The sequence below is a fragment of the Tardiphaga sp. 619_E2_N8_4 genome (assembly GCF_051810905.1).
GTDB classification, from domain to species: Bacteria; Pseudomonadota; Alphaproteobacteria; order Rhizobiales; family Xanthobacteraceae; genus Tardiphaga; species Tardiphaga robiniae.
Genome location: NZ_JBPWQJ010000001.1, coordinates 2,550,343 through 2,577,008, shown reverse-complemented (window position 1 = coordinate 2,577,008; position 26,666 = coordinate 2,550,343). Strand labels below are relative to the sequence as shown.

The window sequence follows — 26,666 nt, the reverse complement described above, 5'->3', positions numbered from 1 at the left end:
GGGAGGTTCTTGCCAATCCCTTCTTAGACACGCTGCAAAAGCGATGCATCCTAGCCGTTTGGGCATCGGATGCGTTTACTGTCGAAGGGAAGCCATGGCTACGCCAAATTCCAGGCTCCCATGAGACTGTTAGGATCGGTGATATTCTCGCAGCTCTCCGATCCCTTGATGAGGATGACGGTCCCCCACCGAAGACGTCGCGAATGCCGTTGCCGGAAGCACCCATACGTGTCCGAGCCGTGGGCCAGACCGTAGGAGAGGATCGACGCCGCCGTTTAGCGGACATCCATCCATAAGACGCGAAACCATTTTCGCAAAGAAGCCGCCCGAGCATATTGCTCGGACGGCTCAATCGTCGACCCATCGAAAAGATCGATGCACGTCCGCCGCAACGTCAATGAGTGTCGGTCCTTTTCCACTTTTCAAGGTCCGGCTTTTCCCGGTCCTGAGCAAACTGCTCCTTTTCCGGCACGCCTTTCCAGGGCTTGTCGGTCTGTTTCGTCGGAGCCCAATCTGACTCCGTGCGGGGATCATCTTTGGGATTTTCTTTGCTCATGGTCCCTCCGAAATGCTACTTGCCGGCGCCGATGTTGCCGCCCTTGATGTTGCCCAGCGAGTTGTCCCCTTGCCCCGAATTGCCGCTGTTGCCCTTCAGAGCGGTATTGCCGCCAGTATATGTGCGGCCGGTACCGGTGGTCATGCCTTGACCGGAGGTGACGCCCTGCTGAGTGTGGTGCCGGCGGGACTTTTCGGCGGACGCCGACGACATCGTGGCACCGACGAGGAGAAGCGCTGTAGCGCTGATCGTTATAATCTTTTGCATTGAACCAAAGCCAATCTGTTCATGAAGCCCTTGTCAGTCGAACGTGGCGCTGCCTGACTCGTTCCGCGCCGGGCCCCCACTAACAGCCTCGTGGCAATCCCCGAACCGGCCCGCCAAGCTCTTCTCGTGGCGGTCAGATAAACTAACGAGAAGCGTGCAGGCAAGGTGAGCTACACAAGAAGGCGCGGCCGAAGAGCATCCTGGCCGTGTACAATCGCTTCTTTATCATTCTGGAGATGCAAAACCAGATCGTAGATGCGCCCCCTCGTCAAAGCGTTTACGCGCCTGGCAAAACCAAGATATCGGGCGATCTGATCTTCCAGTCCGATGCACTTGGTACACATATTGCGCTCCCATTTCAGGCTGGAGCTATGCTCTCATCACTGATTATTAGCCAAAATCCGAGCAGCGATGAAGGTCAAGTAATGCGACCGGCTCTTGTTCCCTGCACTCCTACGCAATGAATAAAGGCCCCGCACCGCGGGGCCTTTATTCATCGAAGCAGCAGGACCAGAATGATCAGCGGCAGTGGAATTCCAAGTAGCCATAGCAGAATAGGCATTGTTCTCTCCTTATCGCGTGCGACGCGCTTTCCAAGTTCCGTCTCGAAGTCCACCGCCCTCGGTCGCCGCCAGGCTCGCAGAAAAGGCGCCAATCAAAAGTGATGCCGTGAGCCAAAAGGCGAGCTGCATTGCAGCCTTTCGAGCATTATCGGCAGCGGCCTTTTCATCATTGGTGACTTCGGTAACGCGCTTGTCAGCATCAGGTTCGCTCAAACCGGTGCGAGCGGCCACGACTTTATTGACGTAAGCGCGATCGGCCGGCTTCAGCTCACCGGCTCGGAGGCTAGAGGCCATTATGCGGGACAGTTCACCGCGCGCGTCAGCACTGTTGCCATCGCCAGATGGTGTCGATGGACGCAATAGTGCGTCGATGAAGCCTTCGACCGGTCCCGCCTGCGCCGCAGACGCCGTCGCACCGGCAGAGACTCCCGACGTCGCGCCGCTTAAAACGGTCGTCGCGGGCGAAGCTAGGAGTACAGCACCGAGCACCGTTGCAAATGCCCATGCCAGAAACCCATGCGCGGTGTCGCGGAAATAGACCTCATCTGCATGAACGCCAATCCAGCGCGACCGCAGACGACCAGCGAGATATCCGCCGATCGACGACGAGATCATGGCGATGACGATCAGATAGATTCCCGTCGTGATTTTGAATGTCGTAGCCGATACGCTGGACGACCAGGGCGACACGACTGACAAACCAAGCCCTGCCCCGAAAGCAATAAGAACGAGTGTCAACGCGAGCGAGACGACGGCACCAGCCGCGACTGCAGCCCACGAGACACCCGCAACCGAAGGCTCGTCTACGCCAGGGGAAGCTGGCTGCACGACAACAGTATCAATCATTCTGAAATTCCCCTTGGAGCGGCTCCGGAATAGATACCGATGCCCACACAATGTGCATTCAATAGTATGGTTCCGCCCGCGAAGGCGAATTCGCCTGTCTTCAGCGATTGCGCAAAGGTGGGCGGACGACGAGCTTGATAGAAAGACGCTAAGCCCCTCGAGCAACGATCAGCCAACTCAAGACGATCGCCCATCATCCAATCCGGTACGGCGACGTTGACGTCGGTACTATCGCTCAGCAGGATTGGGATCCGAACCCGGAGCGGTCTGGCGTCTGGAAATGGTCTTGCGGCTTTTACGCTCAATCCCGACAAATGTTTCAGAGTGGCCCCGGACCTCGACGCAGCACGCGACGGCTTTGATTCCTTCTACGGGAAATCAATCTGTTTCTGGTGTTGGACATTGCCGTCATGCGGCAGAGTGATCCGACCATCTCGCTGGCGCGTAAAATCTTCAGCGTCGACTCGGTAAAGGAAATTACATTGAAAACTTATGGCATCGCCTATGTCGCGACGGGTCTGGTATTTCTCGGAATGGACGCGATCTGGCTTACGCTTGCGTCGCAGCGGCTGTATCGACCGCTGATGGGCGAGATGCTGCTTGATAGCTTCCGGCTGGTACCGGCGATGCTCTTCTATCTGATTTACGTTGCCGGCATCGTGGTGCTCGCCATTGCACCGGCCATTGCCAGCGAGCGTTTGACAACGGCCACGCTCAACGGTGCTTTCCTCGGGTTCGTTGCGTATGCGACCTACGATCTGACCAACCAGGCGACGTTGCGGAACTGGCCGGTGGCGGTGACGATCGCAGATCTATGCTGGGGAACGTTGCTGACGGCCTCTGCCGCAACCATCGGCTTTCTGATCACGCGCGCCTTCACAGCTTCATCCTGACGAGCTTAAGCACGTCGGCTTAACATTTCCGATGCGACAAGTCCGATGAACACGGTGAGGATGCCAGCGCTCATGACGTTCAATCTGAGGAAAGCACGGTATTCTGAGACCGCGTAGAGGTGGACGGGGGCGCCATACGCGCCATCGAGTCCAAGGTAAGCCATTATCGCCAGCCCAACCAGAATGAGGGCGGTCAACCTTTCAGATGATCGAAAGAAGGTCGCGGCAATCAGCGCACAAGGGATGAGAAAAATCTCCACGCCCGATGCCTGCCCGAACACTTTTGCGCTCAAAACCGTATTGGCGATGCCGGTAAGTGGGAGAAGCGCACGGCCTGCCGTTGGCAATCGCCTAGCCAGTGCGGGTACCGCGAGGAAAAATGGCGTCGACAGGAACGTGAAGAAGGTCGGCCAAATGTGTTCGCTGACGGCCCAATAGACATAGAGCGGATAGAAGGGCTGGTTGGAGGCGACGACAAGCGCGACCAAGTTGCAGGTCGCGACCATCGGATCATCGTGAGCGGCATAAGCGGCAACTCGCCGCCAGATGTTCCGGACTAGAATCACGAACGCCATGCGTTATGCCGGGCGCAGGAGGTAGTGGCTCACACCCCATTCTTCACCGCCGGCATGCCCGAAGAGCCCTGCCGTCGCCAGGTAGAAAAGCCGCCAGCGTTGATGCCAAAGCGCCGCGTCCGGTCCATAGACTCTACTCAGAATGCTATCAATGTGCGGGCGGTTTGCATCGAAGCGAGCCAGCCAGTCGATCGCCGTTTTCTGATAATGAAGGCCGTTCCAGCGCCAGTCTTGTTCAACGGCAAAGCAGTCCGGAAAATGCCGGATAAGGCCATGGCTCGGCATGATTCCGCCAGTGAAGAAATGCTGCCCGATCCAATCGGCATCGTTGTTATGATCGAAGCGATAGGGACTGCGCCTGTGGCTGAAGACGTGAACGAAAACCCGCCCCTGTTGGGGTACAAGCCATGTCTTGATGCGCGCGAGTAAACTCCGCCAGTTGGACATGTGCTCGAACATTTCGACCGACACGACCCGATCGTATGTGCTGTCCGGTTCGAAAGCGTTCATGTCGGCAGTGACGACGCGGATATTTCCCAAACCGCGGGCCACGGCCTCCGCCTCGATGTGAAGCCGTTGCGGGGTCGAATTCGAAACCGCGGTGATATTAGTGCGAGGGAACCGCTCAGCCATGAACAGCGTCAGCGAGCCCCAGCCGCAGCCGAGTTCCAGGAGCGACTGTCCGTCGGCGATACCGGCATGCGCAACCGTTTCCTCAAGCGCCAAGCGCTCGGCATCGGCCAGCGATTCGTGACCCGTCGAATAGAGGCAACAGGAATATTTGCGACGTGGGCCGACCGTAAGGGCAAAGAATTCGGGCGGCAACTCGTAGTGCTGTGCGTTGGCGGCGTTCGCATGTTCTGCGATCGGGTACTCTGCCATGGTGCGCGCGAAATCGCCTTCCTCGCGATCGCTTGCAGCGGCAAGTTTACTTCTCGTGCGCCCGACCAGAAACTCGATGCCCATTCGCGTCATTGGGTCGGGAAGCGGACGGCACTCCGCGACGCGTATCGCCGAGGAAATCAGGCTCATCAAAGGTCTTCTTTGTTGCCGGCGGCGCCAGCGCCGCTCTGCGGGCCGGGCCAGAATGCGTTGACGCGGTGCTGGTATTCTCGGAAGGCCTTGCCGCGCGACCGCAACATGTGCCCTTCGAGAGGCGGAATGCCGGAGGCGTGGACGAGGAGCCAATACATCAGCAATGGCCCGGCGAAAGCCAGCCACCCCTGCGGATAGGCGCCTGTGAGATCGACCGCGATCACGGCATAAGCCAGCCATCCCAACCATTCAAAAAAATAGTTTGGGTGGCGTGACCTACCCCAAAGCCCGACGTCGCAAACTTTTCCCTGGTTTCCGGGGTCTAGGCGAAAGGTGGACAGCTGGCGATCCGCGATCGTTTCCCCGACAACGGCCGCAATCAGGATTGCAATTCCGAGCCAGTCTAGGACCCTCAGGCCAGGAGTCGGATTTTGCGCCGCGATCATGATGGAGAGGACGAGTACCAGCGCAGCCAATGCCTGGATTTGCAGGAACCAGAACAGGTGCGATCTGAAGGCACTTCCCCACTGCTCGCGCAAGTGCCGGTAGCGAGGATCATCACCGCCCCGCGCGGTGCGCGCCACGATGTGGATGCCGAGACGCAGTGCCCACAAGACCGCCAGCACTGCCACGAGTATCTGACGCGATGAAATTTCCCCCCCGGCGAAAGGGAGAAGAGCGGCGGCAGCGCCGAACACGCCCGTGGCAAACGACCATATCGCGTCGATCCATCCTGACTGGCCGGTTCGAAGCGCGACCAACCATGCTCCCGCCATGGTCAGTGAAAGGAAAATCGCAAGCGCAACGACTGCGATGACCAGTGTCATGCGATCCTGTCCCGTACCGTCCAAACTGGCACAATTTTCGCGACGGCTTTCTCGCAAGGCCAATTACACGACCTCATGAAACATCTTCATAGGCCGACCGAGGCTAGCCAAAGGAATCTGATCGGCTGTGCCGCCGCCATTGTTCAGAATCCCACGATCGGACGTAGGAGACGCCCCAGAAATCCATGAAGGCGCGTATCTCCTTCCAAAGCAGCGAGACAGACGCAATCCGACTTCTCGCCGACAAGGGGCCGGTGATTGACTTCATCATCGGCTTCGTCGAGATCGCCGGGAAAATATTGACTGCGCTCGTCCGACAGAGATCCAGATAGAATCTGCATAAACTCCATGCCGGTGTGTCCATGGGCAGGCAGATGAAGCCCCGCTTTACCCTTAATCATCATGACTTTGGCATCTGGACTTCCGGCAATTTGGACCTTGCTCCATCTGAAGCCGGGGCCAAGCCATCGCCAGGGACCAATTTCGCAGTGGCGCATCGCATGAGGGAGCTCGATGCCCAGGTCCGGCTGTTTCCTCGGCCTGGGTTCTTTCACTAACGTGGATGGAATGCTTTCCAGCCGCTCCATGGTCCGTCCGAACAAATCCTCAGCAAGCGGAGCCAAGCGCATCTCGTCGAGGATCGCCCCGCCCAAAGCCTCGAACCGGGTTAAGCGCTCGCGGCAAACGGCACATCCTTCGAGGTGGACGCGAATGACTAGCGCCGGGCCGGCGCCCAATGCTCCGGTCGCAAGACGCAGAAGCGTTTCGTCGCTGGGGTGATGGTTGATCGTCATATATCGCGGTCCAATAGCGTTCGCAGCCGGTTCAATGCGAGCCGGACGCGGGATTTTACGGTGCCGAGCGGGATGCCCAGCTCACGAGCGATCTCCGCATGCGGCGCTTCGGAGAAGAAAGAGAGTTTCACGATGGTTGCCTGTTCATTTGATAGGGTCGCCAGCGCTTTCCGGACCTCTTCTTCCCGCTCTGCCATGATCACGATATCTTCGCCCGACGGTGGCGTGTCCGGTTCGTCACTCAGATCCAAGAGATGATCGGCCGTACGGGAGCGCGAGCGGCGCAGCCTGTCGATCCTCTGGTTACGAGCAATCGTAAACACCCATGTCGACGCGCCCGCCCGGCTGGGATCGAAATAGGACGCCTTTCTCCATACCGCGATCATGACTTCCTGTGTCACCTCCTCGGCAACCGACTCCGCGAGACCGGTCCGAATAAGGAAGCCTTTCACACGCGGCGCGAAATAGGCGAAGAGCTGCGCGAACGCCTTGCGATCCTGCGCCTGTGCAACGGCATCTATCAGGCGGATCAACTCTACAGGAGAGGGCAGCACCTCTTTTTGAATGCCCTCGTTCAAAACAATGAGCCTCGCCGCCGGACCGACATCCCGCGTGCGCCTGATGTCGAGATGTAATCTTGCAGCATCCATTTGCCCTTCATACGCGCCCTCCCCCTAATTGGATCACGCCTCAAGTGATCCAATGCGCGCTGGGTTCCGTAAATATTGGCAGCTTGGCGCGTGGAGGGAAGTCTTTTGACGAGAAAGATTGCTGGGAGTGATAGAATGAACAGCCTTAACGCCGCGGCACATAGCGGAAGCCTCGACATAGCCGTTGTTGGGAGTGGTATTTCCGGCCTGTCCGCAGCGTGGCTACTTTCAAAACGACATCGGGTTGTTCTATATGAAGCCGATAGCCGCCTGGGTGGGCACAGCCACACGGTCGATGCCGCGGGCGCCGCGATCGATACCGGCTTTATCGTCTTCAACGAATCCACCTATCCAAACCTGACATCACTCTTTGAGCATATCGGCGTCGCCACGAAGCGATCCGACATGTCATTTGCCGTCTCGCTCGACGATGGCAGGCTCGAATACTCCGGAACCGGCCTTCTGGGCCTGTTCGCGCAGGGTCGAAACGCCATCAGCCCACGATTCTGGCGGATGCTGCGCGACCTCGTGCGCTTCTATCGCGAGGCGCCACGCAATGTGGCGGCCTTGGGCCTGATTACGCTCGATGAGTATCTCGACGCCGCCGGTTATGGAGAAGGATTCCGCAACGATCATCTCTATCCGATGGCGGCGGCCATTTGGTCCACGCCTGCTGCAAAGATCGGGGCCTATCCAGCGGCTTCATTTATCAAATTTTGCGACACCCACGGCCTCCTGAAACTGTCTAGTCGCCCGATCTGGCGCACCGTGTGCGGCGGCAGCCGCTCCTATGTGCGAGTGCTTACTGACGCCATAGCCGAAGTGGTGTCTGACTATCCGATCCGTACAATCGTTCGCACCACGAACGGTTCCGAGGTCGTCGGATATGACGGTGATCGTCGCCGTTTCGATCAGGTGGTGATTGCCACTCACGCGGATCAAGCGCTCCAAGTGCTTGCTGATCCGAGCAGCGAGGAACGGCGATTGCTCGGCGCGTTCGACTATATCGACAACGATGCAGTCCTTCATTCGGACCCTCGCTTGATGCCGCGCCGCCGCCGGGTCTGGTCGAGCTGGAACTACATGGCGAGGGACGACGATGGCGGTCGCAAGCTCGCCGTGACGTATTGGATGAACCGTCTTCAGGAAATCGAAAGCGAGCGACCGCTTTTCGTCACGCTCAATCCCCACCGGGAGATCGCACCCAACGCTATTCTCAGGGAAATGCGCTACAGCCATCCCCGTTTCGATGCGCAGGCGATGCAAGCGCAGAGAGAGCTTTGGTCGTTGCAGGGCAAGCGCAATACATGGTTTTGCGGGGCTTACTTCGGCGCCGGCTTCCACGAGGATGGATTACAAGCCGGGCTTGCCGTCGCTGAAGCCCTCGGGGACCTGCGGCGCCCCTGGACAGTCGCTGACGAATCCGGCCGCATCCATGTTCATGAGACTGTGCTCGCCACGCCTGAAACGGAGGCTGCCTGATGTCGGGCTTTCGTTCGGCCCTCTACTCCGGCTCAGTGATGCATCACCGATTGCGGCCAAGAGAGCATCGGCTGCGCTACAGCATTTTCTACATGCTTCTCGATCTTGATGAAGTCGATATGCTGGCAGGCAGGCTGCACCTCTTCTCGCACAACCGCTTCAACCTCTTCAGCTTCCATGATCGGGATCACGGCGAGGGAGAGACCACGTCGCCGCGGGCCAGGATCGAGCGGCATTTGCAAGAGGCCGGCATCGAAGCCGGCGGCCCGCTCCGGCTTCTCACCATGCCGCGCATCCTGGGATACGCCTTCAATCCGCTGAGCATCTATTTCTGCTACAGGCGAGACAACTCGATTTCGGCGATCTTATACGAGGTCAGCAATACGTTCGGTGAGCGTCACAATTATCTCATTCCCGTTGCCCGCGACACGAAAGTGCCAATCCGCCAGAAAAGCCAGAAGTCCTTCTACGTTTCCCCCTTCATGAGCACCGACATGGTCTATTCGTTTTCTGTCGTCCCTCCGGGAAAGAATTTGACGGTTTCGGTCATCGGTCACGATGCACAAGGGCCGCTGCTCATCGCCAAGCTCGCTGCAACCCGCCAGAATCTGACCGACGCAGCTCTAGCGCACGCCTTCTGCGTTTACCCCCTGCTGACCTTGAAGGTGATCGCAGGCATCCACTGGGAAGCACTGCTGATTTGGCTCAAGGGCATTCGCCGGCATCACCACCCTTCTCCCCCCGATCGACCGATAACACTCGGCCGCGATCTCGAAGCCGCCCCCCATTTGACGAAGGACACGACAAATGTCCTCCGATAGCCAAATCTGGGAGAGCGTCACCTCATCCGCCGAAAGGAAGATGGCGTGAGTTGGCCATGCTACGCTGGGGATGCCGTCGTCGAGCGATGCCTTCTCCAAGAAGGCAAAGGAGCGCACCGACAAGCCGGACGCCTAGGGCAAGCAGTACGCCACCGGGGAATAACTCCGGAAAAAGCCGGACAATGCACTACCAACATTCTGCGACCTGAAAGCAAGCACTGGACGCGATGGCTGGCCGCATGCCCGTTGGTGAGTGGAACGGCACACTCCTGAAGGGCGGGAGTGCCGGAGAGTACGTCTCCGACGGCATCATCGAAATGTACGAGCGCGGCGCCACGTTAATGTGGAAGTCGTCTGAGGCCGGGGAACTGGCGAGAACGCAAGGACTTAACGGTGCATGACTAACAGTTCGGTCGCGTCCTTACTCTGCTCACTTGGGATTTGTTATAGCGTCGCGTTTATCGGCGCTCGGGTTACGACGCCTGAGATTCCGACTTGGTACGCGAGTTTGGCGAAACCATCGTGGACACCACCGCGCATCGCGTTTCCCATCGTCTGGCCCATCCTGTATTTCCTCATGGCGCTGTCCGTGTGGATGTTCTGGGAGGCGCCTCCTTCGCCCGCTCGAACCGCAGCTCTTGGCGCATTCGGCATCCAGCTCGCCCTGAACGCGATATGGTCGCCGATCTTCTTCGGTCGCCACGATCTGCGGTCTGGCATGATTGTTATTTCGCTGTTGTTCGCGGCAATAGGAGTGACCGTCATCATAGGCTTGGGCGTCGACAGTACCGCCGCCTTACTGCTTTTGCCCTATCTCGCTTGGATACTTTTTGCGGCTGCACTCAATGCTCGCATTCTTACAATGAATTAGCGACAACGTGGCATGAGACCGCATTGACGAAAGAGGCCGCCCATTGAGGCATTACTTTCCCCGCTCGATATCGCGGGCCTGTTGTTCCAATTCGTCAGTAAGCTCGATAATACGTCTGGCCGTTTCAGGATCGGTCGTCATCCGGGCCATGGCCCGATACTTATCTACCTTCTCTCGAAGCTCCCTGACTGTACGTCGTGTATGCATTCCACTCTCCGCCGATATCGTTACGCGGGACGGAGAAATTGGTTCTCTAGAACCTCCGAAATAAGGGCGCAGCCAGAATAGGCCACTGCGGCCAAAAACAGGCCAGCACCAAAACTGGGTTCAAACGAATAGGGGAACGAATTGGCCTGATGTCCCTTCGTACTGCAAATGCCTAACCCGTTTCAGTTGTCGAATGGTTTTTTCATTCTTGTTGCTGCATGTCGGCCAGTTCATCCACCAAAACACGAACATTCTCGCTGTAGTCCACCGGCACCACTACGAGGTGAAGGCCACCGGCGGCGAAGGCCTTCTCCAGTGTCGGTGCCAGGCCGCCCGCCTCGGTCACGCGATGACCCTGGGCACCGTAGGACTGCGCGTAGACGACGAAATCCGGATTGCCGAAAGTCATCCCCGCGTCGGCGAAACCGTCGACGGCCTGCTTCCACCTGATCATCCCGTAGGCGTGATCCTCGATGACAAGCACGACCAGATCGAGCTTCAGACGCTGCGCGGTCTCCAGTTCCTGCGAATTCATCATGAAACCGCCGTCGCCGGCGACAACGAGCACACGGCGCTTCGGATTCAGCAGCGCCGCCATCATGCCCGACGGAAGCCCCGCTCCCATCGTCGCAAGCGCGTTGTCGAGCAGCAGCGTGTTGGCGACGTCCGTGCGGTAGTTGCGCGCGAACCATATCTTGTACATCCCGTTGTCCAACGCGACGATGCCGTCTGGTGGCATGACCTGGCGGACGTCGTGGACGATCCGCTGCGGGGTCAGCGGAAAGCGGTCTTCGTTGGCACGGTCGCCGATGTGGCGCAGGATGTCCGCGCGCACGCCGTCCCACTGCGTGGTCTGCTTGAGCTTCCCTTCGGTCTCGGTAGCCAACATGTCGAGACCTTTCGCGATGTCGCCGATAAGTTCAGCTTGCGGGTAGTAGACCTCCTCGACCGTCGCTGGCGTGAAGCCGATGTGAAGCACCTGATGGCGGCCACGCCCCATGATGAATGGCGGCTTTTCGATGGTGTCGTGGCCGATGGTGATGATCAGGTCGGCGCAGTCGATCGCGCGATGGACGTAGTCGCGTTCGCTCAGCGCCGCCGTGCCGACATAGTAGTCGGACGCCCCGCCGACGGCCCCCTTCCCCATCTGCGTGTTGAAGAACGGGATCTTCACCCGGCGGACAAATTCGGAGAGCGCGGGCGCCAGCCTGGGCCTGCTGGCACCGGCACCGAACATGAGCAACGGGCATTTTGCCGAGAGGATGAGCTCGGCGGCCTTCCGGACGGCGTCCATCGAGGGCGCCGGGAGATCGGTCGGGTGGACCGGGACGGCCGAAACGCGGGACACCTTCTCCGCCGCGACATCTTCCGGAAGCTCCAGGTGCACGGGTCCGGGACGCTCCTCCATCGCAATCCGGAAAGCGTTCCGGACGACAGTCGCGATGGAAGACGCACTTACGATCTGCTGCGACAGTTTCGTGAGCGGCTTCATGCTCGCGACGACGTCCACGATCTGGAAGTGCGCCTGTCGGCTGGCGTGGATCGCCTTTTGGCCAGTGATCAGGACCATCGGCATGCCTCCCAGGAGTCCATAAGCAGCCCCTGTAGAGAGATTCAGGGCTCCGGGCCCCAAAGTGCTGAGCGCGACACCAGGCCTCCCTGTGAGACGCCCGTGGGTCGCAGCCATGAAGGCGGCGGGCTGCTCGTGACGCGTGACGACCAGCTCGATGGAAGACTTGCGCAGGCTCTCGACGACGTCGAGGTTCTCCTCGCCGGGAACGCCAAAGATGCGGTCGACGCCCTCGTTTTCGAGAGCCGCCACTAGCAGATCGGAGCCTTTCATTTCCCGGTCCTCGTTGTTCATCGTAAGCTCCTCCGTTTGCCCAGCACCGTATTGGACAAACAGGTCCATTTAATGAAACGTTTGGTGGACTAGGCGTCTGAGCGCGCCCTTCCCAGATTGCCCGGATATGCGCCTCCTGCACCTGCCAGGAACCGACCGGCAGCCGAGAGGACAATGGTTGCTGACCCGCGTTCGAGACGCCATATCCTCGGCCGTTGACGATCCGATCTGCCTGCCCTGTAAGATCGTAGTCCAAGGCCTGAAGAAGGATGCACCAGATGCGCATAATGTGGATCGCCGTACTTGCCATCATGCTGCCCGCTGCCGCGCTGGCGCAAGACATCACGCAGCGCCCCGTCCGAACCGAACGCATCTCAGGCACTCCAGTGGGCGTCGGCCTCTATGAGGTCGCTCCAGACGGCACCGTTCTGATCGACTGGCGCGCCGTCGAGGCGGCGGCCGATGGACCGGCCGATCGCGCATCCACTCCGGTTGCGAAGGCGATGCTGGCGATCAGAGACGGCAAATGGAAACCGATGGCCCGGTGACGAACGACGTCGCGCCGGAAATCCGACAGCGTAAGATCATCCATATCGACATGGATGCCTTCTACGCGTCAGTCGAACAGCGGGATAATCCAGAGCTTCGCGGCAAACCTGTCGCCGTCGGCGGCTCTCAGGAGCGCGGGGTCGTGGCAGCAGCGAGTTACGAAGCCCGCAAGTTCGGCGTCCGCTCGGCGATGCCGTCCGTTATAGCCAAACGTCAGTGTCCAGATCTAATCTTCGTGAAACCGCGCTTCGAGGTCTACAAGGCTATTAGCCAGCAGATCCGAGAGATCTTCGCCGAGCACACGCCGATCATCGAACCGCTGTCGCTGGACGAGGCTTATCTGGATGTTACCGAGAACCTTCAGAGCATCCCACTGGCGCGCGACATCGCTCTGGCGATCCGCACTAAAATCAAAGCCGAGACAGGGCTCAATGCCTCCGCCGGCATCTCTTACAACAAGTTCCTGGCCAAACTCGCCTCCGACCATCGCAAGCCAAACGGTCAGTACGTCATCTCTCCGGAGATGGGCCCGGCCTTCGTGGAGACCCTGCCCGTCGGCAAGTTCCACGGCATCGGACCGGCGACTGCGGCTAAATTCAACGCATTGGGTATCCAGACAGGACTAAACATCCGGAACCAGTCGCTGACGTTCCTGGAGGCACACTTCGGCAAAGCCGGGACCTATTACTACTGGATATCACGCGGCATCGAAGAGCGTCCTGTCCGCGCCAACCGCATGCGGAAATCCGTCGGCGCCGAGAACACTTTCTCCGACGACCTCACCGAGTTCGACGCCATGATTGCCGCGCTGCAGCCCCTCGTCGACAAAGTGTGGCAACACTGTGCGAACACAGGGAACCGCGGACGAACCGTCACGCTGAAGGTGAAGTACGCTGACTTCGAGATCATGTCACGAAGCCAATCAATGCCGACAGCCGTATCAAACCGCGAAGAGCTCGAACGGGTCGCGGCATCACTTCTCGAACGCTCGATGCCACTGCCGAAAGCAGTGCGGCTGCTCGGTGTGTCGCTATCGACACTTCGGACGAAGGGGGACGACGCGCAATCCCAGTTCCAATTACCAATCTAGCAGCGCTAGGCCGATTCAGTCCGTCGGTCAGTGATCGCCTTGCGCAGCGTGCGCGACAAAAGCTCAACCGAATACGGCTTCTGGATGAGTTCAAAGCCTGTATGGGCGTTTTCGGCTAGAACGTGGCTGTAGCCACTTGTCAGAACGACCGGCAATCCAGGGTATTGGTCGCGGATAATCGTGGCCATCTCCACCCCGTTCATGCCGGGCATGATGACGTCCGAAAACACAAGGTCGAATGCGAATTCGTCCTTGGCTAGAACGTCCAGTGCCGCGGAAGCTGACGTCACCCCGTCGGTTGCGTATCCGAGATCCTGCAGAAGCTCTGTCGAGAATCCCCCGACATCCGTATTATCCTCGACAACAAGAACACGGTGCCCCCGCCCGCTTGTCGCTGCGCTTGCTAATGGCGGCGCGCTGCTTTCGACTTCGGCGCCAGTTTCGGCCCGCGGCAGATAAATTGTGAACGTCGCGCCCGCTCCAAGCGTGCTGTTGACGCCGATCTCGCCGCCCGTCTGTTTGGCGAACCCGAAGGCCTGACTCAAGCCGAGGCCCGTTCCTTTTCCCACGTCCTTGGTCGTGAAAAATGGTTCGAAGATCGCATCCAGGTACTCGCTAGCTATGCCGACGCCAGAGTCAGTTACGGAAACCGCGATGAAGTCGCCCTCCCTCAAAGGATGAGAACGCATCCCCGGGATCGAACCCACTGCCGCGACACCAATGACGAGGCGCCCTTCGCCGTTCATGGCGTCGCGTGCATTAACAGCGAGATTGACCAACGCGGTTTCGAACTGCGTTATATCGGCCATGGCGAACTGGTCGGCAGTCTGAACTTCCAGATCAATCTGAATCCGGCCGCCGACCAGTGGTCGGATCAGATTCGCCACGCTCGCGACCTGCGTACCAACATTGAAGACGCGCGGAGCGAGCGGCTGTCGGCGAGCGAATGCAAGCAACTGTCCGGTCAGCTTGGCCGCACGGTCAACAGTATCGGAAATCGCGTCGATATACCGCCCTCGTCTCTCCTCTGGAAGATCGCGCCGACGAAGAAAATCTGTGGCTGACCTGATAATCGTCAGGAGGTTATTGAAGTCGTGCGCCACGCCTCCGGTGAGTTGTCCGACCGCCTCCATCTTCTGAGCCTGGCGCAGAGCGTCCTCGTTCCGGCGACGCTCCGTCACATCGACGGCCTCTGCCAAGACGGCTGTAATCCTACCTCCACTGCCGAATACTGGGCGCATGGCGAGGTCGAGATGCCGCTCCGCGCCGGATAGGTTCAATTGAACTTCGGCGCGCCACGCATCGCCGCTCAGAGCGGTTTTAAACGCGCTGAGAACTCGTTCGGGCATACGGTGCGTCGCAGTAAACCAGGGCGTATCCCAGAACGGCATCCCGAGCACCGTCTTCGCTTCCACCGCGATGGCGGCAAGTGCGACCGCATTCGCGAAAACGAGCGTACCATCGAGCGCGAGCAATCCCTGATACTGGTTGGTCGTCTCCAAAATGGCTCGTAAATGAGCCTCGTGGGTATGAAGTTGCGCGGTTCGCTCTTCAACCCGCCGTTCAAGCACCTCATTCAACCCACGCAGTTCGATCTCTGCTTCTTTTGCAATCGTGATGTCGTGGGCAACCCCAATAAAGCCGATATGCTTACCCGCCGGGTCCCATCGGGGTTGCGATTCGGATCTGACCCAACGCCACACGCCATCCGCACGTCGATATCTGCTTTCCAGCACGAACGGCTTTAGGGATGCCTCACCTGCAATGCTCTCGCGCACGACGCGCGCCATATCGTCCGGGTGAAGGATGGTCCTCCAATCGAAAGCCAACGCTTCTTCATATTCAAGGCCAAGAAATTCCAGGTAGGCTTTGTTTGCGAAGGACCGCGTCCGATCAAGACGTGTCACCCACATCGGGACTGGCGCACTGTCGGCGATCAATCGGAACCGCTCTTCACTCTCGCGTAGCGCCTCTCTGGCGATCGCACGTTCCGTGATATCGATATGAGCGCCGATCATCCGCAGCGGTCGGCCTTCTGGATCACGCTCGATACGCGCCTCTGCTACGATCCAGCGAATTTCCCCGTCGCTGGGCCGAATGATGCGATACTCCGAAGAATAACGTTCCGCATCGCTATTCAGAAGGTCCAGAAATTGCCGCTCAGCGCGCTCCCGGTCGTCCGGATGAAGCCTGGCGACCCAGTCTTCATGTGTCTCGTTTGCAGCTTCAGGGGGTAACCCGTGTATGGCGAGATATTCAGGTGATCGTCGGTTCTGAAATCCATCGCGCAGGTCGACGATCACACCGCCGACTTTCGCGATCCGTTGGACCTCCGCGAGTTCGCTTTCCCGATCGCGCAGGGCCTGTTCGGACGCTGTCAGTTCTTTCGCCACGGCTTCCTCGCCATCATGCGGCGGTCGGCCGCTCTCACACTGTTTAGCAAGGCGCAGGGGGAAAGTCCGCTAAAACAGCGTGCCCTCGGAGATCGCAACTCAATAACATGACGCAGAGTTCCAACTTCTCGCGGTCTGGCATTTATGCTAAACATTATCTTATGAAGAAAACGACAGTAGCAAAGCAAAAATCAAAAGGCCGACCTGCGACCGGCCAAACGCCAATGCTCGGCTTTCGCGCCGCAGACGAACTACGCGGCAGGATTGTTCATTGGGCCGAGTTTCAGCCGGACACTCCGAAACTCTCAGAAGCTGTGCGCCGCCTTGTCGAACTGGGCCTTACCGTTAAACCGTCTCGCAGAAAGAACGTCGCTCATAGAGCCCGTGCCAGTGAGATGGCCGCCGGCGCAATCGACAAGCTGACGGACAAGGGCGCCAGTGCGGACGATCAGGCCAGTCGGAAGCGGCGCCTGCTCAAAGGGCCCGAGGAATTCCGCGACGTCCGGGTCGATCGGAAAGCAAAAAAGTAAGGCGTAGCGCTACTTCAGCACTATCCACGCTGGAGCATGGTCGCTTGGATCCAGCTTGCCGCGCACCTTTCGGTCGACACCGGCCTGCGCAAGCCGCGGGCTCAGCGCAGGACTGAGAAGCAGATGGTCAATGCGAAGGCCAGCGTCACGCTCGTAGCGGTTCCGCCAATACGACCAGAACGTATACATCGGCTCATCCGGATGCTGTTCGCGCAGTGCATCGATCCACCCCTTCTTGAGGAGCTTGCCGAACGCCGCCCTACTTTCCGGCTGCACGAGCGCATCCTTGTCCCACGACTTGGTCGGGTAGATGTCGAAGGGCGTTGGCACGATGTTGAAGTCGCCGGCGATAACGGCAGGAGCACCGGACTTGAGCAGCTTGCCGGCGTGGGCGTTCAGACGCTTCAGCCAGGTGAGCTTGTAATCGAACTTCGGTCCCGGCTGCGGATTGCCGTTGGGTGCGTAGACGCAGCCAACGAGAACGCCGTCGACGGCAACCTCGATGTATCGGCTTTGCTCGTCGCTCTCGTCACCAGGCAACCGCCTGCGCGTTACCACGATCTTGGATTCTCTAGCGAGGATTGCGACGCCATTCCAAGTCTTCTGCCCGACCCACTCGGCAAAATAGCCCGCCTTACGCAACGCACTTTCCGGGAATTCGGAATTGGCGGCCTTCAACTCCTGAAGACAGGCCACATCCGGTTTCGACGACTTCAACCATGCCAGCAGATTGGGCAATCGCTTGTTGATATTGTTCACGTTGAAGGTAGCGATCTTCACGCGCTCTCCTGATCCGAGGCTTACGGACATTTAGCTCAGTCATGCAGCGGCCCGGGCTCCAAAGCCGACAAGTGAAGCCCCATCGGCGTATGCCACCGTTGGGTCTGTACGAGATGAACTCAGGACGGTCGTGGAGCATTCAAAATCTTGTCAATCGTGATGGGAAAATCACGCACCCGCACACCAGTTGCGTGAAAGATCGCATTAGCGACGGCAGACGCGGTTCCCACGATGCCGATCTCGCCCAGGCCCTTGACGCCAAGAGGGCTGACCTTGTCGTCCTTTTCATCGACGAAGATCACTTCAATATCCTCGATGTCGGCATGGGCCGGAACGTGATATTCGCCGAGATTGGCATTCATAATCTTGCCGAGGCGATGATCCGTCATGGCTTCCTCGTGAAGCGCCATGCCGATTCCCATCACCACACCGCCTAGGATCTGGCTGCGGGCCGTCTTGGGATTAAGGATCTTGCCCGCCGCCGCCGCGCACACGACGCGCGTCACGCGAACGACCCCCAGATCTTCATCCACGCGCACTTCCGCGAACACCGCGGAATTCGTGTAGCTGATATATTTCAGCATCTGCCGCAGGTTCGGGCTGACTTTGCCCTGCTCGGTGATTTCCGTGAGTTCGGCGGCGTGCATGACTTCGAAAACGGAAAGCCCGCGCGCCGGATCATCCTTCCGGAAGATGCGTCGATCCCGAACCTCGACGTCTTCGAAACTTGCATCCGCAAGAGGCGAATTGGCCATCTTCCTGGCTTGCTTGAACAGAGAATGCTTGACCGCCTCACATGCGGCCCGAACTGCCGAGCCGTTCGACGCTGCGGTCCACGAACCTCCTTCGACCGGCGACATCGGCAGAGTCGAATCGCCGATCTTGGCCTGAACGTCTTCGAGTGGTAATCCGAACGCTTCGGCGCCGATCTGCGTCAGGATTGTCCAGGTCCCAGTGCCAATATCGGACGCCGCCGTTGCCACCTCCAGCGTCCCGTCCACCTTGAGAGTCGCAGTGGCCTGGGCCTTTTGCAGGAAGGCGTCCCACATTCCCGTTGAGACGCCCCATCCAATCAGCTCGCGACCCTCCTTCATGGCACGCGGCTTGGGGCTTCGCTTCTCCCATCCAAATGCCGCAGCGCCCTCGCTGTAGCATTCCAGAAGCGCCTTGGATGTGAACTGCTTGTTGGTGTTTTCGTCCTTCGAGGCGAAATTGATCCGCCGGATTTCGAGCGGACCGATACCGAGTTCGTATGAAAGTTCATCGAGCGCGCATTCGAGCGCTGTCACGCCGATGGCTGCGCCGGGTGCGCGCATGTCACACGGCGTGGCCGTATCGAGCTTGGCAAGCTGATAGGTCAGCTTGACGTTGTCGCAGTGATACATCATGCCCGACCAATTGACGACAGCCTCCTGATAATCCTCGTAATGGGAGGTCGAGGCAACGGCATCATGCATGATCGACTGCAGCCGCCCATCGCGATCGGCGGCGAGCGAGACGGTGTGGTAACTGTCCGGCCGGTAGCCGATATGAAACATCTGAGCACGCGTCAGCGACACCCGCACCGAGCGTTCGAGTTCGAGACTGGCCATGACGGCGAAGAACAATTGGTGCTGCGGCCGCAAGCCGGCGCCGAATGCCCCGCCCACATATTGATTGACCAGGCGGACATCCTTGCTGCGCAGGCCGAACACTGAGGTGACATAGCCCTGCGCATTCTGGGAGCCCTGCGTCTTGTCATAGATCGTCAGCTTGCCGTCGCCCTCGAACACGCAGGTGGTGGCGAACATCTCCATCGGATTGTGGTGCTCGGCATTGATCCGGTAATCGCGGCTGATCTTGACGGGCGCATCTTGAAACGCCTGCTCGGCATCGCCGCGCGGGTCCGGTGGCGGCGGAATACCGCTACGCTTCTTCGGAGGCACATAGGCCTCTGCCCGCTTCGCCTCAAGCTCGGTACAATGCGCATCGACATCATAGGCAATGCGAACCAGGGAGGCCGCATCGCGCGCGGCCTCGAACGTTTCGGCGACAATCAACGCGACCGGCTGACCGTCAAACAGGATACGGTCAGAATTCAGCGGCCGGAACGGATGGCCAGGAGGCGCGACTTCGTCCCGCCAGCTACGATCAAGCCATGCCGCCTTGCTGCGATTTTCGTGCGTGAAGATTTCGACGACGCCTGGAAACTGCCTTGCTGCATCCAAGTCCATCGCCGCGATCCGTCCAGCGGCGGTCGTACTACCAACGATGTAGCCATAGAGCAGATCGTCAGCAGGATACTCCGCCGCGTAGTGCGCTTGGCCGGTCACCTTCAGTTTACCGTCGACCCGGTTGGTCGGACGTCCGATATGCGTGATTTCACCAACTGACATGCGATGGTCCCGTTAACTTTCTAGTGGATCGATTTGTCGGCCTGATCCTGCGGTGTGCCCGCAGCCGCCTGCTCCAGCGCACGAACGATAGCGCGGCGAGCAAGCTCGATCTTGAAGTCGTTGTCGCCCTGCCCCTTCGCATCACGAAGAATGAAATCAGCGACCTGCTTGAAGCTCTGGGTCCCGACTCGCTCGCCTTTCAGCGATCTTTCTGCGTCGAAATCCCGCCACGGCTTATGCGCGACCCCGCCGAGCGCGATCCGGACGTCCTGGATGATGCCCTCCTCCACACGCAGCGCGGCGGCGACGGAGATCAGCGCGAAGGCATAGGAGAGCCGGTCCCGGATCTTGAGATAGGTGTGATGGGCACCGAAGTCGGGCTTGGGGATAATGATCGATGTAATGAGCTCGCCGACCTTCAGCGTGTTGTCGCGTTCGGGCTCTCCGCCGGGGAGGCGGTGGAAACCAGACATCGGAATCGATCGCTTGCCGTCCGGCCCCTCGACTTCGACGGATGCATCGAGTGCAGCCATCGCGACGCACATGTCCGACGGATGGACTGCAATGCAGCTATCGCTGGCGCCGAGAATGGCGTGAATGCGATTGACGCCGCCAATGGCAGAGCAGCCACTTCCGGGCTGTCGCTTGTTGCAGGCTGTCGACGGATCATAAAAATAATAACAGCGGGTTCGCTGCATCAGGTTTCCCCCGGCTGTAGCTGCGTTTCGCAATTGCGGCGATGCGCCGGCAAGAATGGCGCTTGACAGTATCGGCCACTTTTCCCGAACGTCTCGATGCCACGCCAGATCGGTATTGGTGACCAGCGCGCCGATGCGCAGCGCTCCACTGGGAGTGATTTCGATCGATTTGAGCGGAAGCCGGTTGATGTCGACCAGCCGCGACGGCTGCGCCACATCATATTTCATGAGGTCGACGAGATTGGTGCCACCCGCCAGCGCGCGCGCTGCAGGTTCATTCAGCGCCGCGATGGCATCGGCCACTGTGGCCGGGCGGATATATTCGAACCGGTTCATTCGGCGGCCTCCTTCGCCGCGATGCGCGGCATCAGCACGTCCTCGACCGCGTCGGCGATATTGGTATAGGCGCCGCAGCGGCACAGATTGCCGCTCATATGCTCGCGTATCTCGGCCCGACTACGGGTGTGGCCTTCCGCCAGCAGACCCGCCGCTGAGCAAATTTGGCCAGGCGTACAGTAGCCGCATTGAAACGCGTCGCGCTCGATGAAGGCGACCTGCAGCGAATGCAGTTCGCCATTCTCGGCCAGCCCTTCGATAGTGGTGATCTCGGCGCCGTCGCGCGACACCGCGAGTGCCAGGCACGAATTGACGCGTTTGCCATCGACGAGCACGGTACAGGCGCCGCATTGTCCCTGATCGCATCCCTTCTTAGTCCCGGTGAGCGAGAGGCGCTCGCGCAACAGGTCCAGCAGCGTCACCCACGGCTCTACTTTGAGTTCGTGCAACGTTCCGTTGATCGTCAGGAAAATTGGGATCTGTGGGTGATGTGGGATCTGGTTCACGGGGCGCCTCGCTATGCGTTCGCCATCAGAACCATTCTAATCGTAGGATGTTCCGTTTTCTTCCGCCCTCAGGATCGGCTTGCCCGCACCGATCGGCGAGGCCAACCTTCCCGCTTCTGGCGTCTCACGCGCGCCGTCGGAAGGCCGCCAGGATGATGTCGGGGAACCGCCTCGGGCAAATGGGTGAAGGAGAAGCGAGTGTTGTTCCACTGTTGCGCGATTTCTCGCCAGGAACAACAAGCGAGCAAGTTAATTCATCCAGCTCGGGGCATGACAACGAACGAGGACAATATGAAGAAGACGTTGATAGCAGTTGCGGCAGCGGCACTGATGACTGCTCCTGCCGCATTCGCACAGAGCGGTGCAAATCCGAGCGCGCCTCAGGTCAATTCCGCAGGCAATGGCGTTACACAGCCCGGCACTACCAGTACGGGGACGGCAGTCGATCGCCCGACCTCGAGCACTCCACACGCGGCGCCGCACGCTGCAGGATCGCAGACTGGCAACAATGCCAGCTCCCTTAGTGGATCGAATGCAGCGACTGGAACTACCGGGTCTAACAGCTCTGCCGGAGGTCGCACTTCGGGCGGCGGTGGTGGTGGTGGCGCAGGTGGTGGTGCCGGCGGCAACTAGCCCGTGATGCCAACCAGAGGAGACCCCGATGATCGGGGTCTCCTCTTGGTCGCCCGCGCCGGTGGCGCGCGCGCCAAACACTTCGCCCGCCAGCCCTAGCCCTGACCGCCTTCAAGCCTGCGACCATCTTTCAAGGATCTCGGCACAATCTGCCAGTTCGATCTGTAGGTCGAAACGCCGGGCGTACAAGCCAAGTAAGGCATCGTGAGTTTCGTCAGCTGAGCTGCACATCGCATCTTGCGCAACGACGATGCGATAGCCCAGATCAACAGCACTCAAGATGGTTGAGAGAACGCAGACGTCAGTCTCCGCGCCGCTCACAATCAAGGTATTGACGTTACCGTCTTGCAGAATATCGTGAAGCCTTCCGTTCGAGAACGCAGAATACGCAGACTTGTCGAAGACAATCGCCGGTGGGACATGTCGCTGCAAAGGCGGCATAAGCTCGAGGAGGTGCGGGTCCAGACGTTCGCGCGTGACCAACCGCCATTTTCGGAAGTAGCTCTGCCACATCCCATTTGCATGCTCGGGCGACGCCGGGGGAATAAAGCGCGTAAAGACAGTCCGTGCCGGGTCACGTTGGACGAGGCTTTCCACCGCCGGCATGACACGTTCGAGCCAAGGTGTCGGCCAAGGCCCTTCGGGACCGAACAGCCTCTGCATGTCCAGACACAAGTGCACTGCCCGACTGGTGTCTATTCTTGATCGGAGCTCGCCCATCTCAGGTCCACGTCCTGCGAAGTCTCTTGTAAGTCCACCAGCAAGAACCTGCGGTCGCCGCCCATACCAGAGATGCCAGCGCCAAGCTGCTCCAGGGAGCCGCGGCATTTACGAGGAAGACTGTGAGAGCGAACGCAACGAGGCCCATGCTTCCCAGAGCCGCTCCAGCGGCCTCGAGCGCAGCGGCGTCTTCACCACGTCTCTTGCCCTGCAGGCCAATTTCCCTTCTGCGGCGCCTTTCGTGCGCCTCGACCAGCGTGGCACTGGCGCAGAGCATGGCTGGAAATGCCAGGAACAGACCTCCGACGCCCGGACCCCAACGTGTGCCGATCAGGCCAGCTATTGCAGTCGATGCTCCGCCCAGCAGGAACCGGACGATGTATTCGTACCAGCGACCATCGCTCAACGACGAGAATGAGGCTCGAACAAGCATTCAGCCCACCATCCCATAGAGGCCAAACGCGACTACCAGCCACAGGGGAAACCCGAGCAGGGTAACAGATAGAACTGACAACCCCGTGCGTTTGAGTAAACGGCACGTCACGAAGCTGAGCACGAGAAGAGCGGTCGCGCCGGCCATCATCGAAGCAGCCAGCGTAGAGACGTAGTCCGGTCCGTGCCTGGAGATTGCGAGCGCGAGCGAAACCAGGGCCACCGATGGCGCGGCGCCGAACAGTCCCGCGAAGGACTTAGGCCGTAACACGTCTCCGAGCAGCGCGAATATCGATACGACTGCCCCTCCAACGAAAAATCGGACGGCGTAATCCGTCATGGCGTCGTCGTCCCATTGCCGTAGCCGGTCCAGCGTCTCAATAGCCGATCAATCAGATATCCGCTGGCGAAGCCCGCGACCACATCGCTCGTCCAGTGCGCGAGAACATAGATCCTCGTCAGCGAGATACCGACCGCAGCCGTCCAGGTCAGCTCGCGATACGGCCGATCGAATGAGGATGCTGCGCTCGCGAGAGCCCCCATATGCATCGCGTGCCCCGAGGGGAACGCATCATTCGGGCGGCCTGAGATCGGTACTCCGTGTAGATGGCCAAGAATGGTGAGCCTATCCGGTCGACGTTGATTGAAAACATGCTTCAGTGCATGCGGCACAACGGCCGTGGCCACCGATGCCGCCAGAAAATGCGTACCGACAGTTCGCTTCCGGGGGGAGCCGCTACGCGACAGGAGCCAGAAGGCCGCTGCAGCAACAACGAGAACATGCTCGTCCGCGCCCCACGTCAGAGCTTCGGCCACTTGTTCGCTTGCGGCATGTGCGTGCCGAACGGCGGTTGCTGCGACCTCGCGATCAAGGAGAGTGGGTGGTACCATTATTGGCCGCATGGCATCTCCGTATGACACCTAGATAACAGGCACTCTAAACCCTGATCATGCAGCCAGGTTCCGCTCCCTATGCAGAGTCCTCCCCGCGAATGTCTCGTATTTTACAGCCGAGCACGGTTGCTGTCAGCGCACAGCCGATACTGTTCGCCAGAACGATGATCCAGTCGCCCTTGAGTAGACCGTAGCCGATCCACAGACCCAGGCCTGATGTCAGCACCACAAGCATCTTGAGCGACAGATCTTTGGTTGAGCTCCGGGGCAATGCTTTCCGGACCTGTGGAATGTACGACAGCGAAGTCAGGACAGCGGCGAACCCTCCCACCCACGGCAAAATGCTGGACACCGATGAGACCCCACTGCTTTGCCGCGAAACGCTCGATCCGATTAGATGAAAGGTTTGCCGCCTGTAACGGCGATCGTGGCCCCGGAAACGTAGCTTGAGAGTGGATCTGCGAGCATCACGTAGGCGGTTGCAAGCTCTGCGGGCTGTCCGGGACGTTGCATCGGCGTCTGCTTGCCGAAATTTCTAACGGCTTCGTCTGGCATAGTGGATGGAATGAGCGGCGTCCAAATCGGTCCCGGTGCCACCGCGTTTGCGCGGATGCCCTTATCGGCCAACATCTGCGCCAAGCCGCCGGTGAAATTCTGAATGGCCCCCTTCGTCGTTGCATAGGCCAGCAAGGTGGGGTTCGGCATATCCGAATTGACCGACGCGGTATTGATGATCGCACTTCCGGGCTTCATGTGAGGCACGGCGGCCCTTGTCAGGTAGAACATTGCATAGATATTTGTCCTAAACGTCAAATCCCACTCGTCATCGGAAATGTCGCCGATGTCCTTGAAGGTCGCTTGATGCGCGGCGTTGTTAACGAGGATGTCGATCCCGCCCAATTCCCTTACCGCCTTATCGATAATCACGTCGCAATGGCGCCGATGCTGGATGTCACCTGGGACCATTATGGCCTTGCGGCCTTCGCGCTCGATTAAAGCTTTAGCTTCGAGGGCATCCTCGGTCTCATCGAGATAAGAAATCAAGACGTCGGCACCTTCGCGTGCGTAGGCCAACGCGACAGCGCGGCCGATCCCGCTGTCGCCACCGGTAATTACCGCTCTCATGCCCTGCAATCGACCACCCCCCTTGTAGCTGCTCTCGCCATGATCGGGACGAGGCTGCATGGCCTCCGTTCGGCCGGGCATCGGTTGTTTCTGGGAAGCAAACGGAGGCGCGGGATAAGAATGGGGCATGAACCAGTTCCTAGATAAGTGCCAATCGAAAACGCTTGATTGGATGCAGCGTTCCGCCGGTGGCGACATCGCCCGCCCAATGACGAAGGGGCGCTTGGGCAGCGCTTTTTCCTACTCTGGCATCGGTTTCGGGTCTTCGTCGCCAGGCGCATCGCTTTCGAGCTCGCTTTTGGCCTGGTGCCAGAAGTCATCGGCCTTACCTTCCGGGCGACCTTCCCTTTCCCAAAGTTTGTGAGCGTACTCTCGGATCTGTTCTTCAGAGTATCGGGGCATCGGCCTCTCCTCAAAAACGGATAATTGCGGCGGCGAATCGCTTTGGTACAGTCATGCAGGCGAGCGCATCGATCGCTATAATTGCTTGTGCGCTTAAGACGCCACTATGTGACCAGTTCCCCGTCCAAGAATATTCCGTTAGGACTGTCGCTCCCGAATGAACCTTTCTCTCGTCCGCGCAGCAAAGGCGCTGTCACGAAAGAAGGGACTCGCATGGCTTTTCGCGAATCCAGCCGGCTTTTTGGCCGCACCCTCACACCGGAAGCTGCCGAGCGTACCAACAGCTTAATGCCTCGATGGACGAGTTCATCCGGCTACTGCATACCAACGGCTATGACAGCAAAAGCTCCGCCACGTTTGGAGCGATGGCAGGGCCATCGGAACGGCCACCATGCGAACAGGACGCTCAACTTCAAGAGAGGTAGAAATGTAAGTCGTTTCCACATAACAGGCGGCAACCTGATCGGCGTCTCCAAGCGGGTACGTCGCCACCAGCTGACGGCCGGCTAGGTTTTGAAAAACAGGAAATATACAACGGCAAAGGCGGCCACAACTAAGCCAAGGCTCCAAATTAAAACGTTGCGAACCGACGGCCCTGGCTCGGCGCCGCGTGCTTTGCGCGCTGACTTTACTTCGGCGCCATCATCATCTCGTCCCAATTCATATCCTTTCACGCAGCTTGAGCCCCCGTCAATTTGTTGGACCGCCAAGCGCTGTCTTGTTTCCGGCTTCGCTGCTCGGGGCGCTGACATGGACTTCGTGTCCCTGGCGGATCGCAAGGGACGCTGCAGCCACGGCTGCTTCGAAAGCAGACTCTTTGGTCAGGAAGTTCCCTTCCACGTCTCCATCGTGCAGAACGCCCCAGCCATCGTTAGATTCGATGACGGCATAAGTTGCTAAACCCATAGTGTCCTCCGGAATAACTGTCGGTCACAAGCCACTGCTAGATTCATGTCTGCCAAAAGCGTCGTGC

28 protein-coding genes are annotated in these 26,666 nt (G+C 59.2%); 7 read left to right on the top strand and 21 right to left on the bottom strand.

What is annotated here, in order from left to right; translation table 11 throughout:
* Positions 1–394: 394 nt before the first annotated feature.
* The 3 genes from AB8A23_RS12320 to AB8A23_RS12310 all read right to left on the bottom strand — a co-directional run bounded on the left by AB8A23_RS12320 (position 395) and on the right by AB8A23_RS12310 (position 2,232).
* Positions 395–556: a hypothetical protein gene (locus tag AB8A23_RS12320; RefSeq protein WP_184511611.1), complete on the bottom strand. Its 162-nt coding sequence runs from the start codon at positions 554–556 to the stop codon at positions 395–397.
* 15 nt (positions 557–571) lie between these two features.
* Positions 572–823 carry a hypothetical protein gene (locus AB8A23_RS12315; protein ID WP_184511612.1) on the bottom strand — a complete coding sequence of 84 codons (252 nt, stop codon included), beginning with the start codon at positions 821–823 and terminating at the stop codon, positions 572–574.
* A gap of 572 nt (positions 824–1,395) precedes the next feature.
* Positions 1,396–2,232, bottom strand: coding sequence for a hypothetical protein (locus tag AB8A23_RS12310; protein WP_439059597.1), 837 nt, complete (start codon positions 2,230–2,232; stop codon positions 1,396–1,398).
* 482 nt (positions 2,233–2,714) lie between these two features.
* Here AB8A23_RS12310 and AB8A23_RS12305 point away from each other — a divergent pair, with 482 nt between their 5' ends.
* Complete coding sequence (locus AB8A23_RS12305; protein ID WP_199712142.1) at positions 2,715–3,125, top strand: DUF2177 family protein; 411 nt, start codon at positions 2,715–2,717, stop codon at positions 3,123–3,125.
* Positions 3,126–3,130: 5 nt separating this feature from the next.
* Here AB8A23_RS12305 and AB8A23_RS12300 read toward each other — a convergent pair whose 3' ends face one another.
* From AB8A23_RS12300 to AB8A23_RS12280, 5 genes are all read right to left on the bottom strand, one after another.
* Positions 3,131–3,700 (bottom strand): hypothetical protein, encoded by a 570-nt coding sequence (locus AB8A23_RS12300; protein WP_439059598.1) that lies wholly within the window; start codon positions 3,698–3,700, stop codon positions 3,131–3,133.
* A gap of 3 nt (positions 3,701–3,703) precedes the next feature.
* The gene (locus tag AB8A23_RS12295; RefSeq protein WP_439059599.1) at positions 3,704–4,732 is read right to left on the bottom strand and encodes an SAM-dependent methyltransferase; all 1,029 of its coding nucleotides are present in this window, start codon (positions 4,730–4,732) and stop codon (positions 3,704–3,706) included.
* A complete protein-coding gene (locus AB8A23_RS12290) occupies positions 4,732–5,562 on the bottom strand; it encodes a DUF1295 domain-containing protein (RefSeq protein ID WP_439059600.1) in 831 nt (276 codons plus the stop codon). The genes AB8A23_RS12295 and AB8A23_RS12290 overlap by 1 nt, the downstream gene beginning before the upstream one ends.
* A gap of 143 nt (positions 5,563–5,705) precedes the next feature.
* Complete coding sequence (locus AB8A23_RS12285) at positions 5,706–6,356, bottom strand: ChrR family anti-sigma-E factor (RefSeq protein WP_439059601.1); 651 nt, start codon at positions 6,354–6,356, stop codon at positions 5,706–5,708.
* Positions 6,353–7,006, bottom strand: a complete 654-nt coding sequence (locus tag AB8A23_RS12280; RefSeq protein ID WP_439059602.1) for a sigma-70 family RNA polymerase sigma factor — start codon at positions 7,004–7,006, stop codon at positions 6,353–6,355. The genes AB8A23_RS12285 and AB8A23_RS12280 overlap by 4 nt, the downstream gene beginning before the upstream one ends.
* A gap of 135 nt (positions 7,007–7,141) precedes the next feature.
* On the opposite strand from AB8A23_RS12280, the gene AB8A23_RS12275 reads away from it, so the two are divergent.
* The 3 genes from AB8A23_RS12275 to AB8A23_RS12265 all read left to right on the top strand — a co-directional run bounded on the left by AB8A23_RS12275 (position 7,142) and on the right by AB8A23_RS12265 (position 10,180).
* Positions 7,142–8,488 carry an NAD(P)/FAD-dependent oxidoreductase gene (locus tag AB8A23_RS12275; protein ID WP_120293171.1) on the top strand — a complete coding sequence of 449 codons (1,347 nt, stop codon included), beginning with the start codon at positions 7,142–7,144 and terminating at the stop codon, positions 8,486–8,488.
* Positions 8,488–9,309 carry a DUF1365 family protein gene (locus tag AB8A23_RS12270; RefSeq protein WP_120293169.1) on the top strand — a complete coding sequence of 274 codons (822 nt, stop codon included), beginning with the start codon at positions 8,488–8,490 and terminating at the stop codon, positions 9,307–9,309. The genes AB8A23_RS12275 and AB8A23_RS12270 overlap by 1 nt, the downstream gene beginning before the upstream one ends.
* Before the next feature lie 397 nt (positions 9,310–9,706).
* Positions 9,707–10,180 (top strand): TspO/MBR family protein, encoded by a 474-nt coding sequence (locus AB8A23_RS12265; protein WP_439059603.1) that lies wholly within the window; start codon positions 9,707–9,709, stop codon positions 10,178–10,180.
* Positions 10,181–10,589: 409 nt separating this feature from the next.
* On the opposite strand, the gene AB8A23_RS12260 is transcribed toward AB8A23_RS12265, so the two are convergent.
* Complete coding sequence (locus AB8A23_RS12260; RefSeq protein ID WP_439059604.1) at positions 10,590–12,251, bottom strand: acetolactate synthase large subunit; 1,662 nt, start codon at positions 12,249–12,251, stop codon at positions 10,590–10,592.
* Between the two features lie 257 nt (positions 12,252–12,508).
* Between AB8A23_RS12260 and AB8A23_RS12255 the strand changes: the two genes are divergently transcribed.
* On the top strand, positions 12,509–12,778 hold the full coding sequence (locus AB8A23_RS12255) for a hypothetical protein (RefSeq protein WP_439059605.1): 270 nt from the start codon (positions 12,509–12,511) through the stop codon (positions 12,776–12,778).
* Positions 12,757–13,869 carry a DNA polymerase IV gene (gene dinB, locus AB8A23_RS12250; protein WP_439059606.1) on the top strand — a complete coding sequence of 371 codons (1,113 nt, stop codon included), beginning with the start codon at positions 12,757–12,759 and terminating at the stop codon, positions 13,867–13,869. The genes AB8A23_RS12255 and dinB overlap by 22 nt, the downstream gene beginning before the upstream one ends.
* Before the next feature lie 5 nt (positions 13,870–13,874).
* Here the strand turns inward: dinB and AB8A23_RS12245 are convergent, their stop codons facing one another.
* On the bottom strand, positions 13,875–16,262 hold the full coding sequence (locus tag AB8A23_RS12245; RefSeq protein ID WP_439059607.1) for a PAS domain S-box protein: 2,388 nt from the start codon (positions 16,260–16,262) through the stop codon (positions 13,875–13,877).
* A gap of 161 nt (positions 16,263–16,423) precedes the next feature.
* Between AB8A23_RS12245 and AB8A23_RS12240 the strand changes: the two genes are divergently transcribed.
* The gene (locus tag AB8A23_RS12240) at positions 16,424–16,792 is read left to right on the top strand and encodes a hypothetical protein (RefSeq protein WP_120286780.1); all 369 of its coding nucleotides are present in this window, start codon (positions 16,424–16,426) and stop codon (positions 16,790–16,792) included.
* Between the two features lie 9 nt (positions 16,793–16,801).
* On the opposite strand, the gene xth is transcribed toward AB8A23_RS12240, so the two are convergent.
* The 11 genes from xth to AB8A23_RS12185 all read right to left on the bottom strand — a co-directional run bounded on the left by xth (position 16,802) and on the right by AB8A23_RS12185 (position 26,599).
* The gene (gene xth / locus AB8A23_RS12235) at positions 16,802–17,572 is read right to left on the bottom strand and encodes an exodeoxyribonuclease III (protein WP_439059608.1); all 771 of its coding nucleotides are present in this window, start codon (positions 17,570–17,572) and stop codon (positions 16,802–16,804) included.
* A 119-nt stretch (positions 17,573–17,691) separates the two neighbouring features.
* A complete protein-coding gene (locus AB8A23_RS12230; RefSeq protein WP_439059609.1) occupies positions 17,692–19,947 on the bottom strand; it encodes a xanthine dehydrogenase family protein molybdopterin-binding subunit in 2,256 nt (751 codons plus the stop codon).
* Positions 19,948–19,967: 20 nt separating this feature from the next.
* The gene (locus tag AB8A23_RS12225) at positions 19,968–20,981 is read right to left on the bottom strand and encodes an FAD binding domain-containing protein (RefSeq protein WP_068738701.1); all 1,014 of its coding nucleotides are present in this window, start codon (positions 20,979–20,981) and stop codon (positions 19,968–19,970) included.
* Positions 20,978–21,487, bottom strand: a complete 510-nt coding sequence (locus AB8A23_RS12220; RefSeq protein ID WP_439059610.1) for a (2Fe-2S)-binding protein — start codon at positions 21,485–21,487, stop codon at positions 20,978–20,980. Before AB8A23_RS12220 ends, AB8A23_RS12225 begins: the two co-directional genes overlap by 4 nt.
* 744 nt (positions 21,488–22,231) lie before the next feature.
* Complete coding sequence (locus AB8A23_RS12215) at positions 22,232–22,840, bottom strand: cysteine hydrolase family protein (protein WP_068738705.1); 609 nt, start codon at positions 22,838–22,840, stop codon at positions 22,232–22,234.
* A gap of 433 nt (positions 22,841–23,273) precedes the next feature.
* Positions 23,274–23,612, bottom strand: coding sequence for a DUF3147 family protein (locus AB8A23_RS12210; protein ID WP_439059611.1), 339 nt, complete (start codon positions 23,610–23,612; stop codon positions 23,274–23,276).
* Positions 23,609–24,163 carry a phosphatase PAP2 family protein gene (locus AB8A23_RS12205; protein ID WP_439066039.1) on the bottom strand — a complete coding sequence of 185 codons (555 nt, stop codon included), beginning with the start codon at positions 24,161–24,163 and terminating at the stop codon, positions 23,609–23,611. Before AB8A23_RS12205 ends, AB8A23_RS12210 begins: the two co-directional genes overlap by 4 nt.
* A gap of 79 nt (positions 24,164–24,242) precedes the next feature.
* Positions 24,243–24,518 (bottom strand): SemiSWEET family sugar transporter, encoded by a 276-nt coding sequence (locus tag AB8A23_RS12200; protein WP_068738714.1) that lies wholly within the window; start codon positions 24,516–24,518, stop codon positions 24,243–24,245.
* 41 nt (positions 24,519–24,559) lie between these two features.
* Positions 24,560–25,420, bottom strand: coding sequence for an SDR family oxidoreductase (locus AB8A23_RS12195; protein ID WP_068738716.1), 861 nt, complete (start codon positions 25,418–25,420; stop codon positions 24,560–24,562).
* 111 nt (positions 25,421–25,531) lie between these two features.
* Positions 25,532–25,693 carry a DUF2934 domain-containing protein gene (locus AB8A23_RS12190; protein WP_081422126.1) on the bottom strand — a complete coding sequence of 54 codons (162 nt, stop codon included), beginning with the start codon at positions 25,691–25,693 and terminating at the stop codon, positions 25,532–25,534.
* Between the two features lie 690 nt (positions 25,694–26,383).
* On the bottom strand, positions 26,384–26,599 hold the full coding sequence (locus tag AB8A23_RS12185) for a hypothetical protein (protein WP_439059612.1): 216 nt from the start codon (positions 26,597–26,599) through the stop codon (positions 26,384–26,386).
* Between the last annotated feature and the right edge of the window lie 67 nt (positions 26,600–26,666).

Excerpts from the sequence above, each read along its gene's own strand:
- AB8A23_RS12320 (WP_184511611.1), bottom strand. The coding sequence starts at position 556 with ATGAGCAAAGAAAATCCCAAAGATGATCCCCGCACGGAGTCAGATTGG.
- AB8A23_RS12315 (WP_184511612.1), bottom strand. The coding sequence starts at position 823 with ATGCAAAAGATTATAACGATCAGCGCTACAGCGCTTCTCCTCGTCGGT.
- AB8A23_RS12310 (WP_439059597.1), bottom strand. The coding sequence starts at position 2,232 with ATGATTGATACTGTTGTCGTGCAGCCAGCTTCCCCTGGCGTAGACGAG.
- AB8A23_RS12300 (WP_439059598.1), bottom strand. The coding sequence starts at position 3,700 with ATGGCGTTCGTGATTCTAGTCCGGAACATCTGGCGGCGAGTTGCCGCT.
- AB8A23_RS12295 (WP_439059599.1), bottom strand. The coding sequence starts at position 4,732 with ATGAGCCTGATTTCCTCGGCGATACGCGTCGCGGAGTGCCGTCCGCTT.
- AB8A23_RS12290 (WP_439059600.1), bottom strand. The coding sequence starts at position 5,562 with ATGACACTGGTCATCGCAGTCGTTGCGCTTGCGATTTTCCTTTCACTG.
- AB8A23_RS12285 (WP_439059601.1), bottom strand. The coding sequence starts at position 6,356 with ATGACGATCAACCATCACCCCAGCGACGAAACGCTTCTGCGTCTTGCG.
- AB8A23_RS12280 (WP_439059602.1), bottom strand. The coding sequence starts at position 7,006 with ATGGATGCTGCAAGATTACATCTCGACATCAGGCGCACGCGGGATGTC.
- AB8A23_RS12275 (WP_120293171.1), top strand. The coding sequence starts at position 7,142 with ATGAACAGCCTTAACGCCGCGGCACATAGCGGAAGCCTCGACATAGCC.
- AB8A23_RS12270 (WP_120293169.1), top strand. The coding sequence starts at position 8,488 with ATGTCGGGCTTTCGTTCGGCCCTCTACTCCGGCTCAGTGATGCATCAC.
- AB8A23_RS12265 (WP_439059603.1), top strand. The coding sequence starts at position 9,707 with ATGACTAACAGTTCGGTCGCGTCCTTACTCTGCTCACTTGGGATTTGT.
- AB8A23_RS12260 (WP_439059604.1), bottom strand. The coding sequence starts at position 12,251 with ATGAACAACGAGGACCGGGAAATGAAAGGCTCCGATCTGCTAGTGGCG.
- AB8A23_RS12255 (WP_439059605.1), top strand. The coding sequence starts at position 12,509 with ATGCGCATAATGTGGATCGCCGTACTTGCCATCATGCTGCCCGCTGCC.
- dinB (WP_439059606.1), top strand. The coding sequence starts at position 12,757 with ATGGAAACCGATGGCCCGGTGACGAACGACGTCGCGCCGGAAATCCGA.
- AB8A23_RS12240 (WP_120286780.1), top strand. The coding sequence starts at position 16,424 with ATGAAGAAAACGACAGTAGCAAAGCAAAAATCAAAAGGCCGACCTGCG.
- AB8A23_RS12230 (WP_439059609.1), bottom strand. The coding sequence starts at position 19,947 with ATGTCAGTTGGTGAAATCACGCATATCGGACGTCCGACCAACCGGGTC.
- AB8A23_RS12225 (WP_068738701.1), bottom strand. The coding sequence starts at position 20,981 with ATGAACCGGTTCGAATATATCCGCCCGGCCACAGTGGCCGATGCCATC.
- AB8A23_RS12215 (WP_068738705.1), bottom strand. The coding sequence starts at position 22,840 with ATGGGCGAGCTCCGATCAAGAATAGACACCAGTCGGGCAGTGCACTTG.
- AB8A23_RS12210 (WP_439059611.1), bottom strand. The coding sequence starts at position 23,612 with ATGACGGATTACGCCGTCCGATTTTTCGTTGGAGGGGCAGTCGTATCG.
- AB8A23_RS12205 (WP_439066039.1), bottom strand. The coding sequence starts at position 24,163 with ATGGTACCACCCACTCTCCTTGATCGCGAGGTCGCAGCAACCGCCGTT.
- AB8A23_RS12195 (WP_068738716.1), bottom strand. The coding sequence starts at position 25,420 with ATGCCCCATTCTTATCCCGCGCCTCCGTTTGCTTCCCAGAAACAACCG.
- AB8A23_RS12190 (WP_081422126.1), bottom strand. The coding sequence starts at position 25,693 with ATGCCCCGATACTCTGAAGAACAGATCCGAGAGTACGCTCACAAACTT.
- AB8A23_RS12185 (WP_439059612.1), bottom strand. The coding sequence starts at position 26,599 with ATGGGTTTAGCAACTTATGCCGTCATCGAATCTAACGATGGCTGGGGC.